The 20,466-nt window shown below is 48.4% G+C and carries 18 protein-coding genes; 3 read left to right on the top strand and 15 right to left on the bottom strand.

Annotation, left to right across the window (positions count from 1 at the left end):
- Nucleotides 1–48: 48 nt before the first annotated feature.
- From HFE64_10875 to HFE64_10835, 9 genes are all read right to left on the bottom strand, one after another.
- Nucleotides 49–516 (bottom strand): DUF3795 domain-containing protein, encoded by a 468-nt coding sequence (locus HFE64_10875; GenBank protein ID MCI8633961.1) that lies wholly within the window; start codon nucleotides 514–516, stop codon nucleotides 49–51.
- A gap of 129 nt (nucleotides 517–645) precedes the next feature.
- Nucleotides 646–2,940, bottom strand: coding sequence for a cadmium-translocating P-type ATPase (gene cadA, locus HFE64_10870; protein ID MCI8633960.1), 2,295 nt, complete (start codon nucleotides 2,938–2,940; stop codon nucleotides 646–648).
- Nucleotides 2,941–3,398: 458 nt separating this feature from the next.
- Nucleotides 3,399–4,646: a diaminobutyrate--2-oxoglutarate transaminase gene (ectB, locus tag HFE64_10865; GenBank protein ID MCI8633959.1), complete on the bottom strand. Its 1,248-nt coding sequence runs from the start codon at nucleotides 4,644–4,646 to the stop codon at nucleotides 3,399–3,401.
- 22 nt (nucleotides 4,647–4,668) lie between these two features.
- Nucleotides 4,669–5,376 carry a hypothetical protein gene (locus tag HFE64_10860; protein ID MCI8633958.1) on the bottom strand — a complete coding sequence of 236 codons (708 nt, stop codon included), beginning with the start codon at nucleotides 5,374–5,376 and terminating at the stop codon, nucleotides 4,669–4,671.
- Nucleotides 5,366–6,736, bottom strand: a complete 1,371-nt coding sequence (locus HFE64_10855; protein MCI8633957.1) for a DUF1727 domain-containing protein — start codon at nucleotides 6,734–6,736, stop codon at nucleotides 5,366–5,368. The genes HFE64_10860 and HFE64_10855 overlap by 11 nt, the downstream gene beginning before the upstream one ends.
- 144 nt (nucleotides 6,737–6,880) lie before the next feature.
- Nucleotides 6,881–7,231 carry a winged helix-turn-helix transcriptional regulator gene (locus HFE64_10850; GenBank protein MCI8633956.1) on the bottom strand — a complete coding sequence of 117 codons (351 nt, stop codon included), beginning with the start codon at nucleotides 7,229–7,231 and terminating at the stop codon, nucleotides 6,881–6,883.
- Nucleotides 7,221–7,916: a YggS family pyridoxal phosphate-dependent enzyme gene (locus HFE64_10845; protein MCI8633955.1), complete on the bottom strand. Its 696-nt coding sequence runs from the start codon at nucleotides 7,914–7,916 to the stop codon at nucleotides 7,221–7,223. The genes HFE64_10850 and HFE64_10845 overlap by 11 nt, the downstream gene beginning before the upstream one ends.
- The gene (locus tag HFE64_10840; GenBank protein MCI8633954.1) at nucleotides 7,916–9,313 is read right to left on the bottom strand and encodes an MATE family efflux transporter; all 1,398 of its coding nucleotides are present in this window, start codon (nucleotides 9,311–9,313) and stop codon (nucleotides 7,916–7,918) included. Before HFE64_10840 ends, HFE64_10845 begins: the two co-directional genes overlap by 1 nt.
- Nucleotides 9,314–9,327: 14 nt before the next feature.
- Entirely contained in the window at nucleotides 9,328–10,305 is a 978-nt protein-coding gene (locus HFE64_10835; GenBank protein ID MCI8633953.1) for a Gfo/Idh/MocA family oxidoreductase, read from the bottom strand.
- 257 nt (nucleotides 10,306–10,562) lie between these two features.
- On the opposite strand from HFE64_10835, the gene hydF reads away from it, so the two are divergent.
- Nucleotides 10,563–11,750, top strand: coding sequence for a [FeFe] hydrogenase H-cluster maturation GTPase HydF (gene hydF, locus HFE64_10830; GenBank protein ID MCI8633952.1), 1,188 nt, complete (start codon nucleotides 10,563–10,565; stop codon nucleotides 11,748–11,750).
- Nucleotides 11,751–11,762: 12 nt separating this feature from the next.
- Nucleotides 11,763–12,794: an aminotransferase class I/II-fold pyridoxal phosphate-dependent enzyme gene (locus HFE64_10825; protein MCI8633951.1), complete on the top strand. Its 1,032-nt coding sequence runs from the start codon at nucleotides 11,763–11,765 to the stop codon at nucleotides 12,792–12,794.
- Here HFE64_10825 and HFE64_10820 read toward each other — a convergent pair.
- The 5 genes from HFE64_10820 to rplM all read right to left on the bottom strand — a co-directional run bounded on the left by HFE64_10820 (nucleotide 12,787) and on the right by rplM (nucleotide 17,906).
- Nucleotides 12,787–14,070 carry a LysM peptidoglycan-binding domain-containing protein gene (locus HFE64_10820; protein ID MCI8633950.1) on the bottom strand — a complete coding sequence of 428 codons (1,284 nt, stop codon included), beginning with the start codon at nucleotides 14,068–14,070 and terminating at the stop codon, nucleotides 12,787–12,789. The genes HFE64_10825 and HFE64_10820 overlap by 8 nt on opposite strands.
- Before the next feature lie 133 nt (nucleotides 14,071–14,203).
- A complete protein-coding gene (locus HFE64_10815; GenBank protein ID MCI8633949.1) occupies nucleotides 14,204–14,872 on the bottom strand; it encodes a hypothetical protein in 669 nt (222 codons plus the stop codon).
- A 219-nt stretch (nucleotides 14,873–15,091) separates the two neighbouring features.
- The gene (locus HFE64_10810) at nucleotides 15,092–16,582 is read right to left on the bottom strand and encodes a DUF2828 family protein (GenBank protein ID MCI8633948.1); all 1,491 of its coding nucleotides are present in this window, start codon (nucleotides 16,580–16,582) and stop codon (nucleotides 15,092–15,094) included.
- 474 nt (nucleotides 16,583–17,056) lie between these two features.
- Entirely contained in the window at nucleotides 17,057–17,449 is a 393-nt protein-coding gene (gene rpsI, locus HFE64_10805) for a 30S ribosomal protein S9 (GenBank protein MCI8633947.1), read from the bottom strand.
- A 22-nt stretch (nucleotides 17,450–17,471) separates the two neighbouring features.
- Entirely contained in the window at nucleotides 17,472–17,906 is a 435-nt protein-coding gene (rplM, locus tag HFE64_10800; protein ID MCI8633946.1) for a 50S ribosomal protein L13, read from the bottom strand.
- 250 nt (nucleotides 17,907–18,156) lie between these two features.
- Here rplM and HFE64_10795 point away from each other — a divergent pair, with 250 nt between their 5' ends.
- Nucleotides 18,157–18,846 (top strand): MBL fold metallo-hydrolase, encoded by a 690-nt coding sequence (locus HFE64_10795; protein MCI8633945.1) that lies wholly within the window; start codon nucleotides 18,157–18,159, stop codon nucleotides 18,844–18,846.
- A 9-nt stretch (nucleotides 18,847–18,855) separates the two neighbouring features.
- Here the strand turns inward: HFE64_10795 and HFE64_10790 are convergent, their stop codons facing one another.
- The gene (locus HFE64_10790) at nucleotides 18,856–20,412 is read right to left on the bottom strand and encodes a SulP family inorganic anion transporter (protein ID MCI8633944.1); all 1,557 of its coding nucleotides are present in this window, start codon (nucleotides 20,410–20,412) and stop codon (nucleotides 18,856–18,858) included.
- Nucleotides 20,413–20,466 lie beyond the last annotated feature (54 nt).

The following is a 20,466-nucleotide window of genomic DNA, read 5'->3' as shown; positions in this document are numbered from 1 at the left end:
CATACATATCCTTCATTTAGAATCTTGACAAATGCCTCATAGCACAAATCAGCGGCTTGCCCGTTTGCGGTACACGATAATCTCCGCGTCTGATCCACCCTCTCCATATTCGCATACCAGCAGATAATTCTCATCAGCCGTCAGTTCATAGCACCGGCTGCTGTTTTTCTTGTCAATCTGATTGCCAAGATAGATCCTGTCATCATCCCAAAACCGAATCTTTTGCCCGCTTGGCAGCGTATACTGCAGATTGATATACGCCCCTGACAGTGCGTTTAGGCTCGTAACCTTTTCCATATCCTCAATGCCAAGCGCATTAAACTCATCCATTAGCTGTTCTTTAAGCTTGCACGAAGCCGCAAAGGCCTGTCCAAAATTCTCACACTCCTTGCGCCGACAGCACTCTGCAATCATGCAGGTCCCTCCAAACGGACACCCGTTTGTCTCTGCACAGCCCTTACAGCCATTTTCTAATCCTCCGCATTCATGGCAGTCCAGCCCGCAGATTGTTTTCATATTCACTACCTCCTCATTTTACTTTTTCTATCATTATAAGAGATTTCCCCTTTCTTGACAACATCAAAACAGGGCTCTCCGCTCCTAGAAAATCTAAGTGCAGAAAGCCCTGTCATTCATTTGAAATTCTTATTTTCTCAAAATCCGAATCGAATTAAGCACACATAGCAGTGCAACGCCGCTATCAGCAAATACTGCCAGCCACATATTAGCAATCCCGGCGAGGCCCAGCGCCATCACGGCCACCTTCACCAGCAGCGCAAAGATCACATTCTGCTTAGCCACCCGCATCGCATTTTCTGCAATATCAATCGCCTGAGGAATGGCCTCCACGCTCGATGTCATAAACACAACATCCGCCGCCTCAATCGCTGCATCAGAACCGCTGCCCATCGCCGCGCCCACATCGGCTCCTGCCAGCACCGGCGCATCGTTAATGCCATCCCCTACAAACATCACGCCGCCCTCCTGCTCGCGAATCTCGCGCAGCGCCGTCAGCTTATCCTGCGGCAAAAGCTCAGCCCGCACCTGCTGCACACCCACGGTATCCGCCACAGCCTGCGCACTCTGCTTCGCATCCCCCGTCAGCATAGCCGTCAGCTTATGCTTCTCACGCAGCTTATGAATCGCTGATGCCGCCTCTTTTTTGATCGTATCCGCAATCAAAATTTCTCCTGCCAGATCACCGTCTACCGCTACATACACATGGGTGCCGTAGGCACCTTGCTCACTGGGAAGCCCGATGCCATAGGCCTGCATCAGTTTGTCATTGCCGCACAGCAGTTCCTTGCCGTCATACTGGGCTTTGATTCCCTTTCCGGCGATCTCTTCAATACTTTCCGGCGCGGCCGGAAGCATCTCCAGCTGCTGCTCTGCCTCTTTTAAGATGCTGCGGGCAATGGGATGCGTGGACGCACCTTCACAAACGGCGGCGGCTTCCAGTATCTGCTTGGTATCCCATGCCCCAAAGGAATGAATGCTCTGTACTACGAAATTTCCTTGTGTGATGGTGCCTGTTTTATCCATGACAACTGCTTTGATCTTTGTCAGGGCCTCCAGCGCGGTTCCTCCTTTGAAAAGGATCCCTTTGCGTGAGCCGCTGCCGATGCCGGAGAAGAAGGCCAGCGGTACGCTAAGCACCATTGCGCAGGGGCAGCTGATGACTAGGAAGGTGAGCGCTGTATAGACCCAGTAGCCCCAGTTGCCGCTTATAAGAGACGGAATGATGGCTGTTAGCAGGGCAATTGCCACCACGATGGGGGTGTAGATCTTGGCAAAACGCGTGATGAACCGTTCCATCTGCGGTTTGCTGGCGGCCGCATTTTCTACGGATTCTAAAATGCGAGTTACCATGGATTCTTCTAGGACCTTTTCTACCTGGATCTGAATCAGCCCTGTGTTGTTGATGCAGCCGGAAAGGATTGCATCGCCGATTTTGGCGCTCATCGGTACTGGCTCTCCGGTAACGGGCGACGTATCGATCTGCGTCTCTCCTTCGACTATCGTACCGTCCAGCGGAATCCTATCGCCGGGGCGAACCATCACAATATCCCCTTTCTGTGCTTCTTCTGCTGGGATTAGCTCACTTTCTTCGCCTTTTACACGCTGCACCATTTCAGGCCGCATGTCGACTGCTTCCATAATTGCACTGCGGCTCTTTTCTACTGCTCTATGTTCAAAGTATTCTCCCACTCTAAAGAAAAGCATAACGCCCACTGCCTCGGCATACTCCCCGATGCCGATTGCTCCCAGTGTGGCAATACTCATTAAAAAGTTTTCATCAAAAATCTGTCCGTGCCCAATGCCCTTGACAGCCGCCCAGATAATTTCTTTGCCTAAGATGATATAGGCCGCTATCATCAGCAGTGCTATGCAGATGGAACCCCACTCCAGGCTGCTGCCAGCCTCTATGCCTGTACACCACTCCAGAATCAGGCTTATCACAAAAAGCACAGCACCGATAATCACCCATTTGACATCTATTTCCTCGTGATCGTGGCCATGGTCATGCGTTTGGCTATGGCTATGGTCATGATGATGGTCGTGTTCGTGGTGGTGCTCATGTTCATGATCATGGTGGTGACCGCAGCCGCACTCCGCATGCTCATGATCGTGGTGATGGCCGCAGCCGCATTCTGCATGCTCATGATCATGGTGGTGGCCGCAGCCGCATTCTGCATGCTCATGATCATGACCCTTTCCCCTGCTCCACGGACGAATGACAACCGCTGATTCTATTGATGCTGCAATGGCCTGCATCTCTTCTAATAAAGAATCCGGATCCTCGGCTGTCACGCGCAGCTGTTTCGTTGCAAAGGCAAGAGTCGCCTCCTGCACCTGCGGAAGCGCATTGATTTTATTTTCCATCTTTGCCGCACAATTGGCACAGCCCAAATTTTCCATACGATACTTTTTCGTAATCATTTTGCTTTCCCTTTCTTAGACAATTGAAAACACTAACAATTGAACATCTGTTCAATTGTTAGTTTAAACCTTTCTTTTTGATTTGTCAATGGGAATTTGTGATTTTTGGCGTTACCAATTTACATATCATGTCATTTTAACGTGCATTGAAAGAGTTAAGCACGTTAGCTGGGGACTCTAAAACAGAATATAACGGGGCATTAGCGGGATTTTCTCCGTTAAGCACATGAAGATTTATCAAATTCAACGGGGAAAACTCATTTTTTGCTCAGTTGAAATAAAAAACAGAGCGAGGGTATAACGTGCAAAATCAGGCAAAGGCACGTTAAAACTTAAAATCAGAAAATTCATAACGGGGTATGCGCATATAGGGACGGACCTCCCGGAGTTGAGTCTTTCGCTTTCGCAAATAAAAAAGGAACCCTTCTGATTTATCCTCAGAAAGGTTCTCTCTTGCTTTAATCATTTAATACGGTATCCATGCTCTGCTTCAGAATTTCAAGACCCTTTACCAGCAGTTCCTTTTCAATAACAAGCGAGGGCATTACCTTAACTACGCTGTCATCACGTCCTGCTCTTTCCAAAATAAGGCCGTTTTTGAAGCATTCGCGGATCACGGCTTTAGAGCGTTCTCCTGTGCCTACGTCAATTCCCCAGATGCATCCGATACCGCGGATCTCACGGCCGGGCCCAGCAATCTTTTCCTCTAAGAAAGAACGAATAATTTCTTCTCTCTCCTGAACGCCTTCTTCTACCTTTGCCTCCAGCATAAATTCCATGCCGGCTTTAGAAGCCACCATAGCAAGCTGATTGCCGCGAAAAGTTCCGTTATGTTCACCGGGGTTGAAGCAGTCGATCTCCGGTTTGATTAGCGTCAGCGCAAAGGGGAAGCCATAACCACCGATGGATTTTGAAAGACAGACAATATCAGGAACGATGCCGGCACGCTGGAAGGAGAAGAAGGTACCAGTCCGCGCACAGCCCACCTGAATATCATCCACAATCAGCAAAATTTCATGCTTATCACAAAATGCACGCAGTTTTTGTAAATAGTCCGTAGGAAGTACCTGAATGCCGCCCTCAGCCTGTGTGGTCTCCACAATGATCGCTGCCGGTTTTTCGATTCCGGAATGATCATCCTGCAAAACAGCCTCCATATACTGAACCGTATCAAGCTCAGGAAACATATACGGAGCCGGCATATGCACGGTATTCTCCAGCGGAATCCCGCCGCCCTTGCGGCTGTTTTGATCGCTGGTTAACGCCAAAGCTCCCAGCGTCATCCCATGAAACGCTCCCATGAGCGCCCAAATGGTACGGCGTCCAGTATATTTGCGCGCCAGCTTCAGCGCCATTTCAATCGCATTAGTACCAGTCGGACCAGGAAACATAATCTTATAGTCCAAGCCACGCGGCTGCAAGATCTTTTCTTCCATGAACTGAATCAGCTCACCCTTTGCCGAGGTCATCATGTCAAGCGCATGCATGATCCCGTCGCTCATCAGATAATCCACTACCTTGCCTTTAATATAGTCGTTATTATGACCATAATTCAGAGCACCCGCGCCATTGAAAAAGTCGATATAGCTATTCCCGTCGCAATCTGTAATAACGGAACCCTTGGCCGTAGCAAAAACGGCAGGGAAATTACGACAATAAGAACGTACTTCGGATTCATAAGTCTCGAAGATTTCTTTTTGTTTCATAATAAATAACCTCCTTTTTATATCAATAGCGGGTGTTCTGGTCTTCAAATTCGGCCAGCCGCCTATTGAACGCTTCTTGCATAGTATCCTCATAAGGCAGGCGGCACTCCTTTATGCCTAAAAGCCCCAATAGATACCTCATGAACGCTGGATTTAACACCAGCAGCGGCCCCAGCAGATAGGTAGCCATAAAATTACGGCGCCGCAGTCCCTCCAGCTTGGATTCCGGATTGATTCCCGCTCCGCGCTCTGTTTCAAACAAAAACTCATTTGTATTATCGCCGTAGGAATGAGAAAACTGCGATTTATAGCCAAGCAGCTTAAAGCCTTCCATCTGGCCCAGCACCAGCGAGTTATAACGCATGGTCATATTTCTTTTCGCATACGTTTCAAACAATCCCAGTGCTTCTATCTCTGTACCATCCTCTTTTTGAATATAACGGCCAAAGATTTCCAGCGCATTGCTCACCATCAGAAATACCGTATTCTGCTCAATCAGCTCTTCTATGCGAGCTTTATAGGGCTGTAGCTCCCGAATCACCAGCTCCTGCTGATCCTCCGTCATGCCACCCATATACACCATATCCACTTTTTCCTTGACAAAAGCCGGTATTTGCCCCAGCTCTGTACGAATGATTTCCGCTTCTGGAAGGCACTGCGTTAAATAGCGCACCGCCGTTGCTTCTCCGTACAGATTGGCAAAAGAAGGGTATAAAATTTCAATTTGCATGGCTCTGACTCCCTTCTTTTTCGTGCAGCCTTGCTTTGACCTGCTCCCGAATCGTCATCGCGGCAGCCGTCAAATACAGCTCGTGCAAAATATAGACTGCATCCGCATCCAGCTGCAAAAGCCCGGGCGTATCCATCTCCGAATGACTGCAGACAATTTTCTCCTCCGGCACGCCGGCAATCAAAAGCCGCAGCTTGATATCCTGCGCACGCACGCCGCCCACAATAATCCTTTTAATCGAAGCGTCATTCAAAAACTCAAAATCCGTATCATAATACCAACATATATTTTCAGAAGAACCTTTACGGTCAAAATAATCATCGAGCGCCAAAATAACCTCTTTTGTCCCCGGCTCCTTGCGGACATAGTCAAATACACAGGAACAGGCAACCGCATTTTTCCCCTTCGCCATATGCGTCACAACGGTTATTTCGCCGATCTTCTCACTGGAATACCGCGACTCCACAATCTTCAGCTTCTGCAGCGAAGCTTCTATCTTTTCGCGTTCCATGCCAAGCTCTCTTAAAAGAGCAATCACGCCTAATAAATTATAAGCATTAAAAAGACTGTCCCCCATCAGACGGTAGCTTGTCCCCTCCAGCACCAGCGCCTCTGCTTCCAGCTTCGCTTCATACTTAGCCTTTGGAGAGCTAAAGCCGCAATTAGGGCACGCAGCGCGGCCAATATGATGATGGCGTACATATTCATACTGCAGCAATTCGTGGCACTGTGGACAAATCCTCATATCGTTCACGATATTCTCACAGACGGGGCTGTCTGACGGCATACGCCCAATCGAATAATATATTCTTGGATTATTCGGCGCCAAACGGCTGCTGAGCAGATCATCCCCATTTAAAATCAGTTTGCTTTTCTCTGGCAGAGAATCTGAAATTAAATGAAAGACAAACTCCGGATGTGCTTCCCTGGTCACCGTATCACGAAAAAGATTGGTGCAGAGCACATAGTCCGGTTTGATATATGGATAGACTTTCTGAGAGCTGCGCTCATCAATTTCTAAAAGCGCCATCTTATGCTTGGCCCTTCCGCTCATGCTGCTGCCGCCGATCAACGTACTGGCAATGCCTGCATTGATATTAGACCCCAGCTTATTGCTGATCACATCATATCCCTGATCCGTTAAAATATTTAACAGCAAATTGCAGCAGGTCGTCTTTCCATTGGTCCCCGTGACTCCCAGCACTGTCTCCGGCTTATCAATACGCCCGAGAAAATCCGGGCAAAGCCGAATTGCCAGCTTCCCGGGAAAATACGTGGCATTCATGCCGAGCAGCTTTTGAGCCGCCATCGCCGCTTTTCCTGCCAGCATAGCGATGCGAAACCGCAGATTTTTTTTCATCCAACAATCCTTTTCTCAAATAATCTACATTTTTAACATGCGAACGTATTATAGCATTTTTCCACAACTGGCGCAAGCCTTTATTTGGCTGTTTTGGGGCAAAATTACAGGGGTATCCCCCCTTGTTTTTATGCATATTGCCAGTTATTCCTGAATATGCTCCATTCCCTGCCGCAAAATGGAGAAAACATGATCATCATCCAGATCATAAAAAATCGTTTTCCCTTCTCGTCTGAACTTAACCAAACGGCTCTGCTTTAATGTTCTAAGCTGATGTGAAATGGCACTGGTCGTCATCCCCAGCACCTCCGCAATATCATTCACACACATTTCTCCATTATATAATACACATAAAATGCGAATGCGTGTAGAATCCCCCAGCACCTTAAAGAGATCTGCCAGGTCATACAGGAGCTCCTCCTGCTGCATCGCTTTCTGCACCGCATTATTTTCTTTCTCAGCCATTTCATCCTCCCTGCCGCGCCTATACGTCATACTCCCGTTCTCCGAAAATTGCCGTGCCCACGCGAACCATTGTCGCCCCTTCTTCAATCGCCACTTCAAAATCACCTGTCATGCCCATTGAAAGCTCGTCCATCTTGACCCCGGGAATCTGCCGCTCCATGATTTCTTGGCGCAGCTGAGCCATCCTCTGAAAATAAGGACGCGCCTCCTCTGGCTTGTCCACCGCCGGCGCTACGCACATCAGCCCCTGGATTTTAACATGCGGACACAGCTGCGCTATCTGCTTAATCTGCGCAGCCGCCTCTTCCGGGAAAAAACCGCTCTTAGAGGCTTCCTTTCCGATATTGATTTCAACCAGAACCGGAACCTCCACCCCCTGCTTCTCCGCTTCTTTTTCAATCTCGGCAGCCAGCCGCTGTGAATCTAAGGAATGAATCAGCGCTGGTCTCTGCTTTAAGAGCTGCCTCACCTTATTGCGCTGCAAATGCCCGATAAAATGCCACTCCAGATCAGGGCAGGCAGCTGCCTTTTCACACAGCTCCTGCACCTTATTCTCTCCAAAAATAGGCACACCATGCTCTGCCAGCTCCCGGACCATAGAAAGCGGTTTCGTTTTGCTGACCGCAATCAGCTTGATCTTCTCATTGGCTCTGCCTGTTTTTTGCGCAGCGCGCTGCACGCTCTGCTCAATTTCCTGATATCTTTGCCAAAGCATTATACAGCCTCCTCCTTCGCCGCTGCTACAATATTGTGCACCCAGACGCCCTTTTTCACCAGTATAAACCCAACTACGGCCTTGATGATGTCCATGAGCTGCACCACCAGATAAAGCGGCACAATGGGCAGCGCTGTGAATCTTGCCAAAATGAAGGCGGTCGGAATGGTAATCACCCACACATAGACACAGTCAAACAAGAAGGTGACAACTGTTTTTCCGCCTGAGCGGAGCGTGAAATAGCTCGTCTGCACAAAGCAGCCCAGCGGCATACAAAGCGCCGATACCTGAATCAGCTGTGTGGCCAGATCTCTCACTTCTTCTGTGGTGTTATAGATCTGGGGAATCAGAGGCGCAGCCGCAATGGCAATCACTCCCACCGCTGCACTCAGCGCCACCGCAAAGAAAATAAGCTTGGCATCCGTATCTCTGGCCTTTTCCGTCTCGCCGGCTCCCAGCTGCTGCCCTATAATAATAGAGATAGCCGAACCCATTGCAAAATATACCGTGCTGAATAGATTAAATACGGTACTATTGATATTAAGCGAAGCAATGGCGCTCAGCCCGCGCAGCGAGTAGCTCTGCATGATGACCGACATTCCCATTGACCAAAGCAGCTCATTGAGCATCAGCGGCGTTCCTTTGATGGTGATCGCCTTTACCAGTGTTTTAGGAATACGAAGCGAGCGGTACAGCCCCTCGGCAAACCGATATTGATCCTGATTTCTGTGCACAACCAGCATGATCATTGCCGTCTCCACAAACCGGGAAATGACGGTAGCCACAGCCGCTCCCTGCACGCCCATGGCCGGCATGCCGAAATGGCCAAAAATCAGCACATAATTCAGTGCCAAATTCACAAACACCGCTGTGATGCCAGCCTTCATCGGCAGTACGGTCTCCCCTGTCTCTCTTAGCGTTGAAGCATAGCACTGGGAGAAGATAAAGGGAACCAGGCCAACCAGCATGGTATGCATATATTTTTTCCCCTCTCGCAGCGTAAGCGCAATGTCATCGCCAGCATCCGCATCATTTAAAAAGAGCGCAATCAGCTCCTCTCCCTTAAACCAGATCAGCACATAGCATATAGCCAGCAAAATAACGCAGATAATCAGCTTATAGCGCATTGTAAAACGAACGCCTTCATGATCGCCCGAGCCAAAAAACTGCGCCGCAAAGATGCCGGCTCCTGAAATGGCGCCAAAAATTGCCAGATTAAAAACAAACAGCAGCTGATTGGCAATGGCCACACCTGACATCTGTGCCGTGCCCACGCGCCCTACCATGATATTATCCAGCAGACTGACAAAATTGGTAATTCCATTTTGCACCATAATAGGGATGGCTACCAGCAGTACCATCTTATAAAATGCTTTATCACCGATTAACTTTCTCATATATACATCCTTTCTTATAGCTTCACAGCCTGCCCCAGCTGCGCGGAGCGATACGCTGCCTCCATCAGCCGTGTGAGCGAGACTGCCTCCTCAATATCGCAAAGAGTCCCCATATGCAGCTCAACTGCATTGACCCATTGCTGCAATGCGCTGGGAAGCCCCTTCGGCAGCTGATCCTCCTCTATGCTGCACCATTTGCCGTCAGTGGCAGCATTGCAGAGCCGGACAGCTTCGCCCGCACGGACGAATACAGCGCCTTCTGTCCCCACCACCTCCACTGTCATGGGGTCATAGCGCTGGACAAATCCCGTTTCGGCCACGCCGATCGCGCCCTGCGCAAACGTGAATACGCTGACCGCATTGTCCTCCACGCCGCGGCTTTCTGCCTGTGTAAAAGTGGACTGCACCGTCTGCGCCTCGCCTAAAAACCAGGGCAGCAGATAAAGCCCATGCGCGCCCAGATCGATCATGGCGCCGCCGCCGCTCTGCGCCGGATCATAAAAGGAGGCCGGGAGCCAGTCGGCGCTGCTGCCATTATGACAGTTATGCACTCTGGCATAGGTAAGCCGGCCAAGCGCTCCGTCCTCAACTAGTTTTTTTACAAATAGCAGATCCCGCCGCGTTTTATGCGGAAAGGAAATGGCAAAACGAACTTGATTTTCCCTCACAGCGCGCTGCACTGCCTGTGCCTGCGCCAGCGTGAGGGTGAGCACCTTTTCAGTAAAGATATGCTTGCCGGCCTGCGCTGCCTGCAGCAACAGCTCTGCATGCATGGCCGTAGGCGCACACAGCAGGACCCCTTCGATTTCTTCATTTTCTAAAATAGCAGCATAATCCTTTTCGTATGGACACGCCAGCTCCTGCGCCCATTTCCGTCCCCTTTGCGGATCCTCATCCCACACGGCCGCGATCTCCACGCCTGGTATCGTAAGCGCTTCCTGTACATAGCTGCGGGCGTGTACATGCCAAAAACTGATGATTGCAATTTTCATATTTCTTTTTCCCGTCAGAAAATTGGGTGCCGTATTTCAAGACATCACCCTTTTCTGCCCAATCCCCTGAGCACTTAGGATTCCTCCTCACTTTTCCGTCTTCTGTCCATTGTATCACATAAACAGCCTGAAAGTACAGCCCATAGCGGCAACTTTCAACAAATTTATTGCTAGACTCTGCGCCGAAATTGCGTTACAATGATAAAGGTTTTATGACTTTTGTCATGCGCTAAAGCGCTTCGGAATGGAGGAATACTATGAGCTTACAAAATACACCGCGGGCCAACCGCCTGCATATCGGCATTTTCGGCCCTCGAAACAGCGGAAAATCTTCTCTTTTAAATGCACTTACCGGTCAAGCCTTTGCCGTTGTGTCTGACATAGCGGGCACGACGACCGACCCCGTCTATAAATCTATGGAACTGCACGGCGTTGGCCCTGTGGTCTGGATCGATACGGCCGGATTTGATGATGAGGGCGCGCTTGGCGCTATGCGCGTACAAAAAACGCAGGAGGCACTGCAGCGTACCGATATTGCACTGCTTCTTTTTTCTGAGGCGTCAGCCCAGGAGCTGAGCTGGCTGGAGCAGCTGAAGGCCAAAAAAATCCCGGTGATCCCTGTCATCAATAAGTCAGATGTCCGCTCCGACTGTGCTTCGCTCAGCGCGCAGATTGAGACGCTTTGCCACGAGAAACCTGTATTGGTCAGCGCCTCCACGGGCGACGGCCTTGCCGCCTTAAAGGAACGGCTGCTGCGCCTGCTGCCAGAGGATTATCAGGCTGAATCCATCACGGCTCATCTGGTGCAGCCCGGCGATACGGTCCTGCTTGTGATGCCGCAGGATCTGCAGGCGCCCAAGGGCCGCCTCATCCTGCCGCAGGTGCAGACCACGCGCGATCTGCTGGATCATGACTGCATCATCATCAGCTGCACCACCGCCACCATGGAGCAGGCGCTTGCCTCATTAGCAGAGCCTCCCAAGCTCATCATCACCGATTCGCAGGCCTTCGCTTTTGTATACGCCCATAAGCCTGCCGCAAGCCTGCTTACCTCTTTTTCCGTCCTCTTCGCCCGTTATAAGGGCGATATCCAGCAATTTGTTGCCGGCGCTGCCGCGATTGAGCAGCTCACGCCAAATTCACGCGTACTCATTGCAGAAGCCTGTACGCATGCGCCTCTCACCGAGGACATCGGCCGGGTCAAAATCCCCAAGCTCCTGCGCCAGCGCATTGGCGAAGCCCTTGCCATCGACTTTGTCCGCGGCACCGATTTCCCTGCCGATCTTTCTTCCTATGACCTCATCATTCACTGCGGCGCCTGTATGTTCAACCGCCGCTATGTATTAAACCGCCTAGAACAGGCCGCTGCGCAGCAGGTTCCCATGTGCAACTATGGGATCGCCATCGCCTGTCTGAGCGGTATTCTTGACAAAATCGTATATTAAACGGAGGCCGTTATGATTCGATTCAACAGCGATTACTGCGAGGGCGCCCATCCGCGGCTGCTCGCCAAATTAGTGTCTACCAACATGGAGCAAACGCCTGGCTATGGTGAGGATCCGTATTGCCGCCAAGCGGCGGAAACCATTCGCGGTCTCTGCCATGCCCCGGAGGCTGCCGTGCATTTTCTGGTGGGCGGCACGCAGACCAACCTTACCGTAATAGCAGCCGCGCTGCGGCCGCATCAAGGGGTGCTGTGCGCAGATACCGGCCATATCCATGTGCATGAAACGGGCTCTATTGAAGCCTGCGGACATAAGGTGCTGGCCCTTCCCTCTGAAAATGGAAAAATTTCTGCAGCTGCCGTTGAGGCCGCTGTGAATGCGCATTATGCCAGCTCTGCCTTTGAACATACGGTGCAACCTAAAATGGTCTATATCTCTAATCCCACTGAACTTGGCACCATTTATCAAAAGGCAGAACTCACCGCGCTGCACGAGGTTTGTTCTGCCCATGGATTATATCTGTTTATGGATGGCGCGCGCCTTGCTTACGGCTTTGCCGCTGCCTCTAATGATCTGACGCTGCCGGATCTGGCCTCTCTGTGTGATGTATTTTATATTGGCGGCACCAAAGTGGGTGCCCTGTTTGGCGAGGCCGCCGTGATTCTGCATCCGGCTCTGCAGTCAGATTTTCGCTATCTGATCAAGCAGCGGGGCGGAATGCTGGCTAAGGGCCGGCTTCTTGGGCTGCAATTTGAGGAGCTGCTGCGGGATGGCCTTTATTTTGAACTGGGGCGCCATGCTGTTTCGCTGGCAATGAAGCTGAAATCGGCCTGTGAACGGGCTGGATATGAGTTTTTGATTGACAGCCCGACGAATCAGCAATTTGTGATTCTGCCGGATACCGTATTAGAGGCTCTGGCCCCGAATTTTGCTTTTGAATATCAGCAGCGAATGGATGATGCGCATAGCGCTGTCCGCTTTTGTACCAGCTGGGCTACTGCCGAGGAGGATGTGGACTGCCTGATTGCTGCTCTGGTTAAGTGATTTTGCGAATTCTGTGCATGGCGTTTAGCACGGCCCAGTTTTGCGCAAAGGGCCGCATCACGTTCCAATAGCCAGCGCCAAGGAGCTGCAGTTCTTCTAAAAGCTGCAGCTTTGCCTGAATGCTGCGGGCATCCTCAAACCATACCACATGCTTGATCCCCGTTGGGGCATAATATTCAAAATGAGGGGAGGCCGAAAGCGTATCATACTGAATTGTACTGCCGTAGCGCGCTGCAATTTCGATGGCCTGCTGATTGCCGATCGTTTCCGCTCGCGTTGTTCCTTTTTCAAACGGAAGCGGCCAGTCGTATCCATAATTGGGAATTCCCATCAGGATCTTTTCAGGCGGAATTTCGGTCACCGCATAGTTTAATACCTCTCGGACTTTGTTTAAGGGTGCGACTGCCATTGGCGGCCCATAGGTGTATCCCCACTCATATGTCATCACCAGAACCGTGTCGGCAATTGCTCCTACTGCCGCATAATTATGGGCTTCATATAACAAGCCTGCCTGCGAAGATGAAGTTTTCGGTGCAAGATCTGCATTCATAAAATAGCCTTCCGCATGCAGTCTGGCCGCCGCGTTCTCTAAAAAGGCCAAATAGGCCTCTTCATCCTCGGCTTCAATAAATTCAAAATCAATATCTAGTCCGATATACCCCTTCTGCTGCATGGTCTCTATGACCGCATCGAGCACCCTGTTTTGCAGCTCTGCGTTTTGAAAAAGCTGACTGGCTCTTTCGCTGCTGAAATTGCCATCCTCGGTGATTGAAGAAATGAGCATGACTGGGCCGACCTGAAATTGTCTGGCAATCTGAATCAGCTCTTCATCAGGCGTAGGGATTAAAATTCCCTCCATAGTAAATCCATATCCAAAAATGGTCAGATAGGTTAGATATGGCAGCGCCCTATACAGCACGCTGCGATTGATATGCGGATAGGCATATCCATTGACCGTTAGCTCACGGCCCTTTTCGCCCTGGAACCGAATGACCAGCTGCTCTCCGGCCCGCAGATAAGGACTGCTGACAAGCACTGGATTATTCTGAATCAGCTCCATCTCGGTTGTGCCGTACATTTGCGCAATAGATGTAAGGGTTTCTCCCCTTTGCACGGTATGTATGACTTCCGGCTGCAAGATAACCAGTGCCTGCCCGATGACCAGATTGCGTGTATTTTCTAGTCCATTATCACTGATAATTCGCTGTGGTGATATCTGATATCTGGCAGCGATACTCCAGATTGTCTCGCCTTGCTCTACGATATGAATGATCATAGCTTCTCCCTTCGGAAATACACCATAGCGCTGTATTTCTTTTTTATTCTTTCTAGTTTATGCAGCGCTTTGAAGGAGCTTGCCTAGTTTTTATCATATGAAAAGCAGGGAAACTTAAATTTCTTTATTAAGCCTAAAGTCTCTTAACATTTTTCTTCTTTTTTTTAGCAGTACGAATACTAGCTGCAAAGCGATCAGATGGATCAGGATAGTCCTCCTTCATTTCTTGAAAATGCATATATTGATTGATCTCCTTTATCTCCGTCTCTGAACACCCTTTTAACCATTTAAAGGCCTCTTCCGTGCCCATTCTATGCAGCAGGGAGGTACAGATACGGCCATCTCTTACATATCCTCTTTGATTCGCATGCTTTTTATAACCTTCTAAGCAATAGATAATAGAATACGCCCCCTTTGCAATAACAAAGCAGTTATTTTCATAGCTCAGATTTTCGTCAGCTAATAAGTGACCTTTCAAACATTCATAAAACTGCTTTGTTCTTTCTGCAAAAGAGACCTTTGCCTCTTTTTTCAGCGTTACCACAAAAGCACTGCTCTTATCTTGTGCACTTTCAGCTGTAAAAATTTTTTTAATCTTCCAGAGCGCTCTGACTTCTTTAAGAATAATATTTTTCATTTCTTGTTCTCTTCGCTTAAAAGAAATAAATTCATAATCTACCAGCTCTTTTAGATAAGACTTTTTTATCTCCGCATCATATAATACAAGTCCATTCTCCATAGTAATTGCATACAGCCATGGTAAAACTTCATGAATGCGCAAATACGAAGTTGCGATTGCCAAAATCCTCCTCTGGCTTTTCCTCGCAGGAATTTCCCATATATTGACCCTGCATCTATCCTTAAGAATTGATTCTATCTGTCTCCTGACTTCTTCTATATCAAAATCCTGCAGCCAATCAATCGCTTCAGCGGCCAGCGGATCTCCTGTCATCTCGACAGAGCTGTACAAAAACAATCTATACCTCATCTCTCTGTCTCCTCAGAAATATTCACACCGGCGCTATGCGGCTATTTTCGCATAGCGCTCCCCTTCCAGTACCTCCAGCATAAATGCGTAAGGAGATAATTTGCCACCAACGACCATAGAAAAAATTCTCGGTGTTGCTCCGGAAACCAATGCAACGCCCTGTTCATTCATCGTAACCGGCTGCTGACGATTTCTGCTGGCAACATTCCAGAAAACAATCTCCGGAAGCTGATAGCCATGGGCTTGATACTGCTGCTTTGCCTGATTCAAATTCGTCTCAGAAACATTGCAAACACAGGAATCAAACTCCATATCCGAAATGATAATCAGCTTTGCCGGCATCTCGTTTTGTCTTACATGATGGTCGACCGCTGCTTTTAAAAGCAAATCAAACACTGCCTCCAAATTTGTATTCGCAATTTCATTAAAGGTTGTTATGTACCGAAGACGGTCAACAAAAGTTTCCCCTTTAATCTCAATCAGCTGTGGTCTCTTTGAGAATTGAATGAAATGATTTTTAAACACCCCTTTGTTATGGTCTGCAAAATACAGCCCAAGAGAGAGCGCAACTGCTGCCGGAATCGGTTTTGCATCGCAGTACATAGAACCAGAGGTATCAATGACTGCAATCGCGTTTTCATCTCCTGCAAAATCAGGAATCGCCTCCCATGTTACATTGAGCGCCGCTTTTTCATCTGAAGAGATATCTTTCATAAAAGATTTCTGCCTCCACCACTCAGGCGTCAAATAGGGCTCTACCAATTCGTAAGGACACACGTGATCTGCATGCAATTTAACATTTCCTGAGATAGTTTGAGAAAGAAACGCACTGTATCTTTCTTTATCGTTTCTCATAAATGCCTTTCTATACTTGTAAAGCGCTCTAGAGGGCTGTTTTTCATATTCGAAAGAATACTCCCTTTTCCGAAGATGATTTTCAATGATCTGAATCTGAGCTCGAAGAGCTACCACGGCTTTTCTATAGGCCGCCTGCTTCATGTTAAATGCTTTTGCAATTCTTTTTGCCTGCTGCACCGTTTGCTGATTTGACGCATTGACAGAGGGAAGCCACTTACCAAGCAAAGAAACAGTTTCCCCCCGCTCAAGACATATCATATCCTGCACAAACTGCTTTTTTAGAAATTCAAGCATTTCTTTCTCGCAAGGCGTATCCATAAGCGCAAGCAAATCATCAAAACGCCCAAACTCTGCCACGTATTCCATATTTTTCCTAACGACAGCAGACTCGTTTTGAGCAAGCCAGGCAAAAATCGTACGAAACACGCGTCTCTCACCAAGCCCTCCTCTAATATCCCGCGCAAAGAAAAGGATCTTCATTGCCATATCAGCATTTTCAGCATATGCACGCACAAAACGAACTACGATTTTTTTCTCGCTCTCATGTCTGAGCGCACCAATGGTGGCAAACAGATCCAGACATTCAGAGCCGCTTGTTGCATATGCGGCGGCACCATTTTCAGTCGTAGTCCTATTGCTTTCCGCTTTAATGTAATTCAGCATAATTTTCTCCTTTTCTAAATAGATTAAAAACAAAGCGTCACTTGAAACAGGGATGTGAGCCAAGATGCTTTTCTTGCTAGCTCGGAATCTCACCGGGCCATATGCTGCCTATCGGCAGTCGCCCCTTAATGGGCAATAGCAGTGATAGAAATTGCTGTTCGCATCTTTATTTCTCACACAAGACGCGGCCTCTTGGCCTATAAGTATCCCTTCAATTGGAAAGGGGGAATCTTCTTATTAAAATTTGCTGTATGCGTCTTTTCATTTGTCTTCCCTGTTTACAAACCTATTCTACTGCTAATATCAGCACTGATCACGGAAAAAAAGCTGCGAACTTCAACTCCTCGCAGCTTTTTTGTTACAACGATTCCGTACAGCTTTTATCCTTCTAAAATCACACTTCTTTTCTCATCATAACAATCAAAAACCCCCGAAAACTCAAGGCTTTCGGGGGGTTTAATACATTGCACTCTACGATTATCGTTTGGAGAACTGCGGTGCACGACGAGCAGCCTTCAAACCATATTTCTTTCTTTCTTTCATTCTGGGGTCACGAGTCAAATAACCAGCTTTCTTTAAAGCGGCACGAAGCTCCGGATCCACATTCAAAAGGGCGCGAGCAATGCCATGTTTAATGGCACCGGCCTGACCTGTCAGTCCGCCGCCGGCTACATTTACATATACATCAAACTTATCTACATTCTCAGTAAGGGTCAGAGGCTGACGAACGATTGTCTTCAAGGTCTCAAGGCCGAAATACTGATCTAAATCTCTTTTATTAACGGTAATTTTACCGGTACCGGGTCTCAGGTATACACGTGCAACGCTGGATTTTCTTCTGCCAGTACCATAATACTGTGTAACAGCCATGATTTATGTCTCCTTTCTTTCCTTATGCCTGAATGTTGAGTACTTCGGGTTGCTGCGCCTGATGACCATGCTCAGGACCACTGTAAACCTTCAGCTTCTTAATCATATCACGGCCTAATGAATTCTTGGGTAACATACCTTTGACAGCTGTTTTAACCGCAAGCTCAGGCTTGCTCTGCAGCAGCTGCTTATAGCTCATTTCACGCAAACCACCAGGCTGTCCTGTATGGGTGCTGTAAATCTTGTTTTCCAATTTCTTACCGGTTAAATGAATTTTCTCGGCATTCACAACAATGACATAATCTCCCATATCCAAGAAGGGAGTAAATTCTGGTTTGTTTTTTCCTCTAAGAATTGCGGCAATCTGAGAAGCAAGACGACCAAGGGTCTGTCCTTCTGCATCAACTACATACCATTTTCTCTCGATATTCTTACCGCTCGGCATATAAGTCTTCATGAAACTTTACACTCCTTGTCTATTTGCCGTAGTCTGAAATTGGAATCCGGGGCTAGTGGATTAAATTCCACTACAGCACTAACGACTCTTTTAGTCGCACTTTGATATTATAGTCTGCTTATAGTGAGTTGTCAAGCACTTTTCTGAGATTTTCCTTTCCATCATTTTCCGATTCTGCATGCATGCCTGAGTTGAAAAATCTATGCTTCCGATTTATAATGAAAGCAATCAAATTTTCTGGAGGCAACCAATGAACCACACAATTAAAATTTCTGATCATTTCTGGATCTTCGAAGAAAACGGCGTCCGTTCTTTTTTATTTGAGGGAGAAGCCTCTGCCATGCTCGTTGATAGCGGATTTGGCACTCTGCCCCTGCGCAGTATGGTCAAAGAACTAACGGATCTGCCCGTATTTTTAGTGAACACCCATGCCGATAAAGACCATACCGGCTGTAATCAAGATTTTAGCTCTCTGTATATGCATCCTTCCGAAATGGAGCGCTATCAAAGCACCTTGCCCCAGGGCTGCCATCTGCCAGATATCGCTCCTCTTTGGGAGGGAGATATTATTGATTTAGGACACTGGCAATTCGAGGTGCTTTTGACCCCCGGACATACCCCCGGAAGCATCATGCTCTTAGAACGGAAAAAGCGTATGCTCATTTCAGGTGATACCATTCAAGACGGCAATATTTTCATGTTTGGCGCCGGCCGCAATATACAAGCCTTTCAGCACAGCCTTCGCAAAATACTGAACCTATCTGGCGCCTTTGATTCGATCTGGCCCTCTCATGGCACCTACCCCGTAACTCCCGATATTATTCCCGGCATTCTGCAGGGCTCTCAGGACATGCTGGCCGGTAAGCTGCCGCAGCAGGAGCCTCCCAGACCCATGCCCTGCAAAAAATATACCTGCAGCGCTGCCAGTTTCTTGTATTAACCTTTGCGCTTACCGGCTAAGCGCGCGCTCCACGCTCCAATAAAAATTTTCCTGACCAACATACTCTGCAATTCCGCTGCGCTCCATCATCCGCTTCACACCTTCCGGCACACCGCAGATATAAACCGGAATCTCTTTTTCTTGTAGCGCCTGCACAAGCTCCAAAAAGGCCTGTGCTCCTGATATGTCCATATAAGAGGTGCCCCTCATGGAAAAGAGAACAACGGACTTTTGACTCAAACGCTCTGTCATATCGGTGATCATCTGCGTATTGGCAAAGATAAGCGCTCCTGTTATGTATACTACCTCCGCATGCTCATAAACGGCAGACAAAGGAGTAACCCGGCTATTCAAGCGTCCCGGATCTACCTGATCATAGTTGATTTCCAGCTTGGACAACCTGACTGCCAGCAGAAGCAATGCAATCACTACTCCGATCACAATCGCTACCGTCAAATCAAAAAAGATCGTTGCCAGCATAGTCGCCAAAAACTTCAAAATGGCACCCTTGAATTTCTTGGAAAAGATATATTGTATTGTATGCCATTCATTCATGCGCCAGGCTGTTACGATCAAAACGCCGGCTAGTGCCGATAAGGGAATGCGGGACATAACCGGACCCAAAGCCAGCATGGATATCAGCAGAAATACAGAATGAAACATACCGGTAAGCCTTGTCTGCGCTCCTGATTTAATGGCGACGCTTGTCCGCGCAATCGCGGCTGTCGCAGGAATTCCGCCAAGCATAGGCGATACGATATTGCCGATGCCCTGCGCAATGAGCTCACGGTTATTATTCAAACGCACGCCTGTCATCCGCCCGGCACTCGCACCACACAGCAGGCTCTCCACCATTCCCAGCGCTGCAATGCTGACCGCCGGAGCAAACAGCCCCTGCACACTGGAAAAACTAAATGCTGAAAAAGAAAGATGATCACTGAGGATTAATGATGAAGGGATCTCCCCCACACATCCAACCTCTAGCTTAAACAGCATGGCAGCTGCCGTAGACAAGATAATTGCCACCAGCGATGCCGGAACCGCTGCATTCCACTTTTTAGGATAAAATACAAGAAATAAAATCACAAGCAGTCCAATCACTGCTGCCACCCAGTTCGGTGAAAATCCGCCGGAAAAATAGCTAAGCAATTTTTCTACAGCAGAGCCTCCTGTCGAAGTAACGCCAAAGAAGTTATCTAGCTGCCCGAGCGCAATAATAACGGAAATTCCTGATGTAAAGCCTGCAATTACCGGCATGGGGATATACGCAGTCAGCTTCCCGAGATGTAAAACGCCGGCCAAAACAAGCAAAATACCGGCCATCATCGTCGCTATAAAAACTCCCGACATTCCATACCGCGCAATAATCGAAATTAAAATAGCAGCCATTGCGCCGGTAGGACCGGAAATTTGATAAAAGGCCCCGCCAAAAAGACTAATCACAAATCCGCCGACAATCGCCGTGATTAGTCCAGCCGCCGCTGTAGCTCCACTGCTTACACCAAATGCCAGCGCTAAAGGAAGCGCTACCGCTGCCACCGTAAGCCCTGCCATGATATCCTTCATTAGTTTGCTGCCATTATACCCCGCAAACTCCTTCTTAAGGTCCTTCCAATATTT

This window comes from Lachnospiraceae bacterium (genome assembly GCA_022794035.1).
Taxonomy (GTDB): domain Bacteria; phylum Bacillota; class Clostridia; order Lachnospirales; family Bianqueaceae; genus CALWPV01.
Note: the sequence above shows the minus strand (reverse complement) of the source record. Positions and strands in the feature narration are given on the sequence as shown.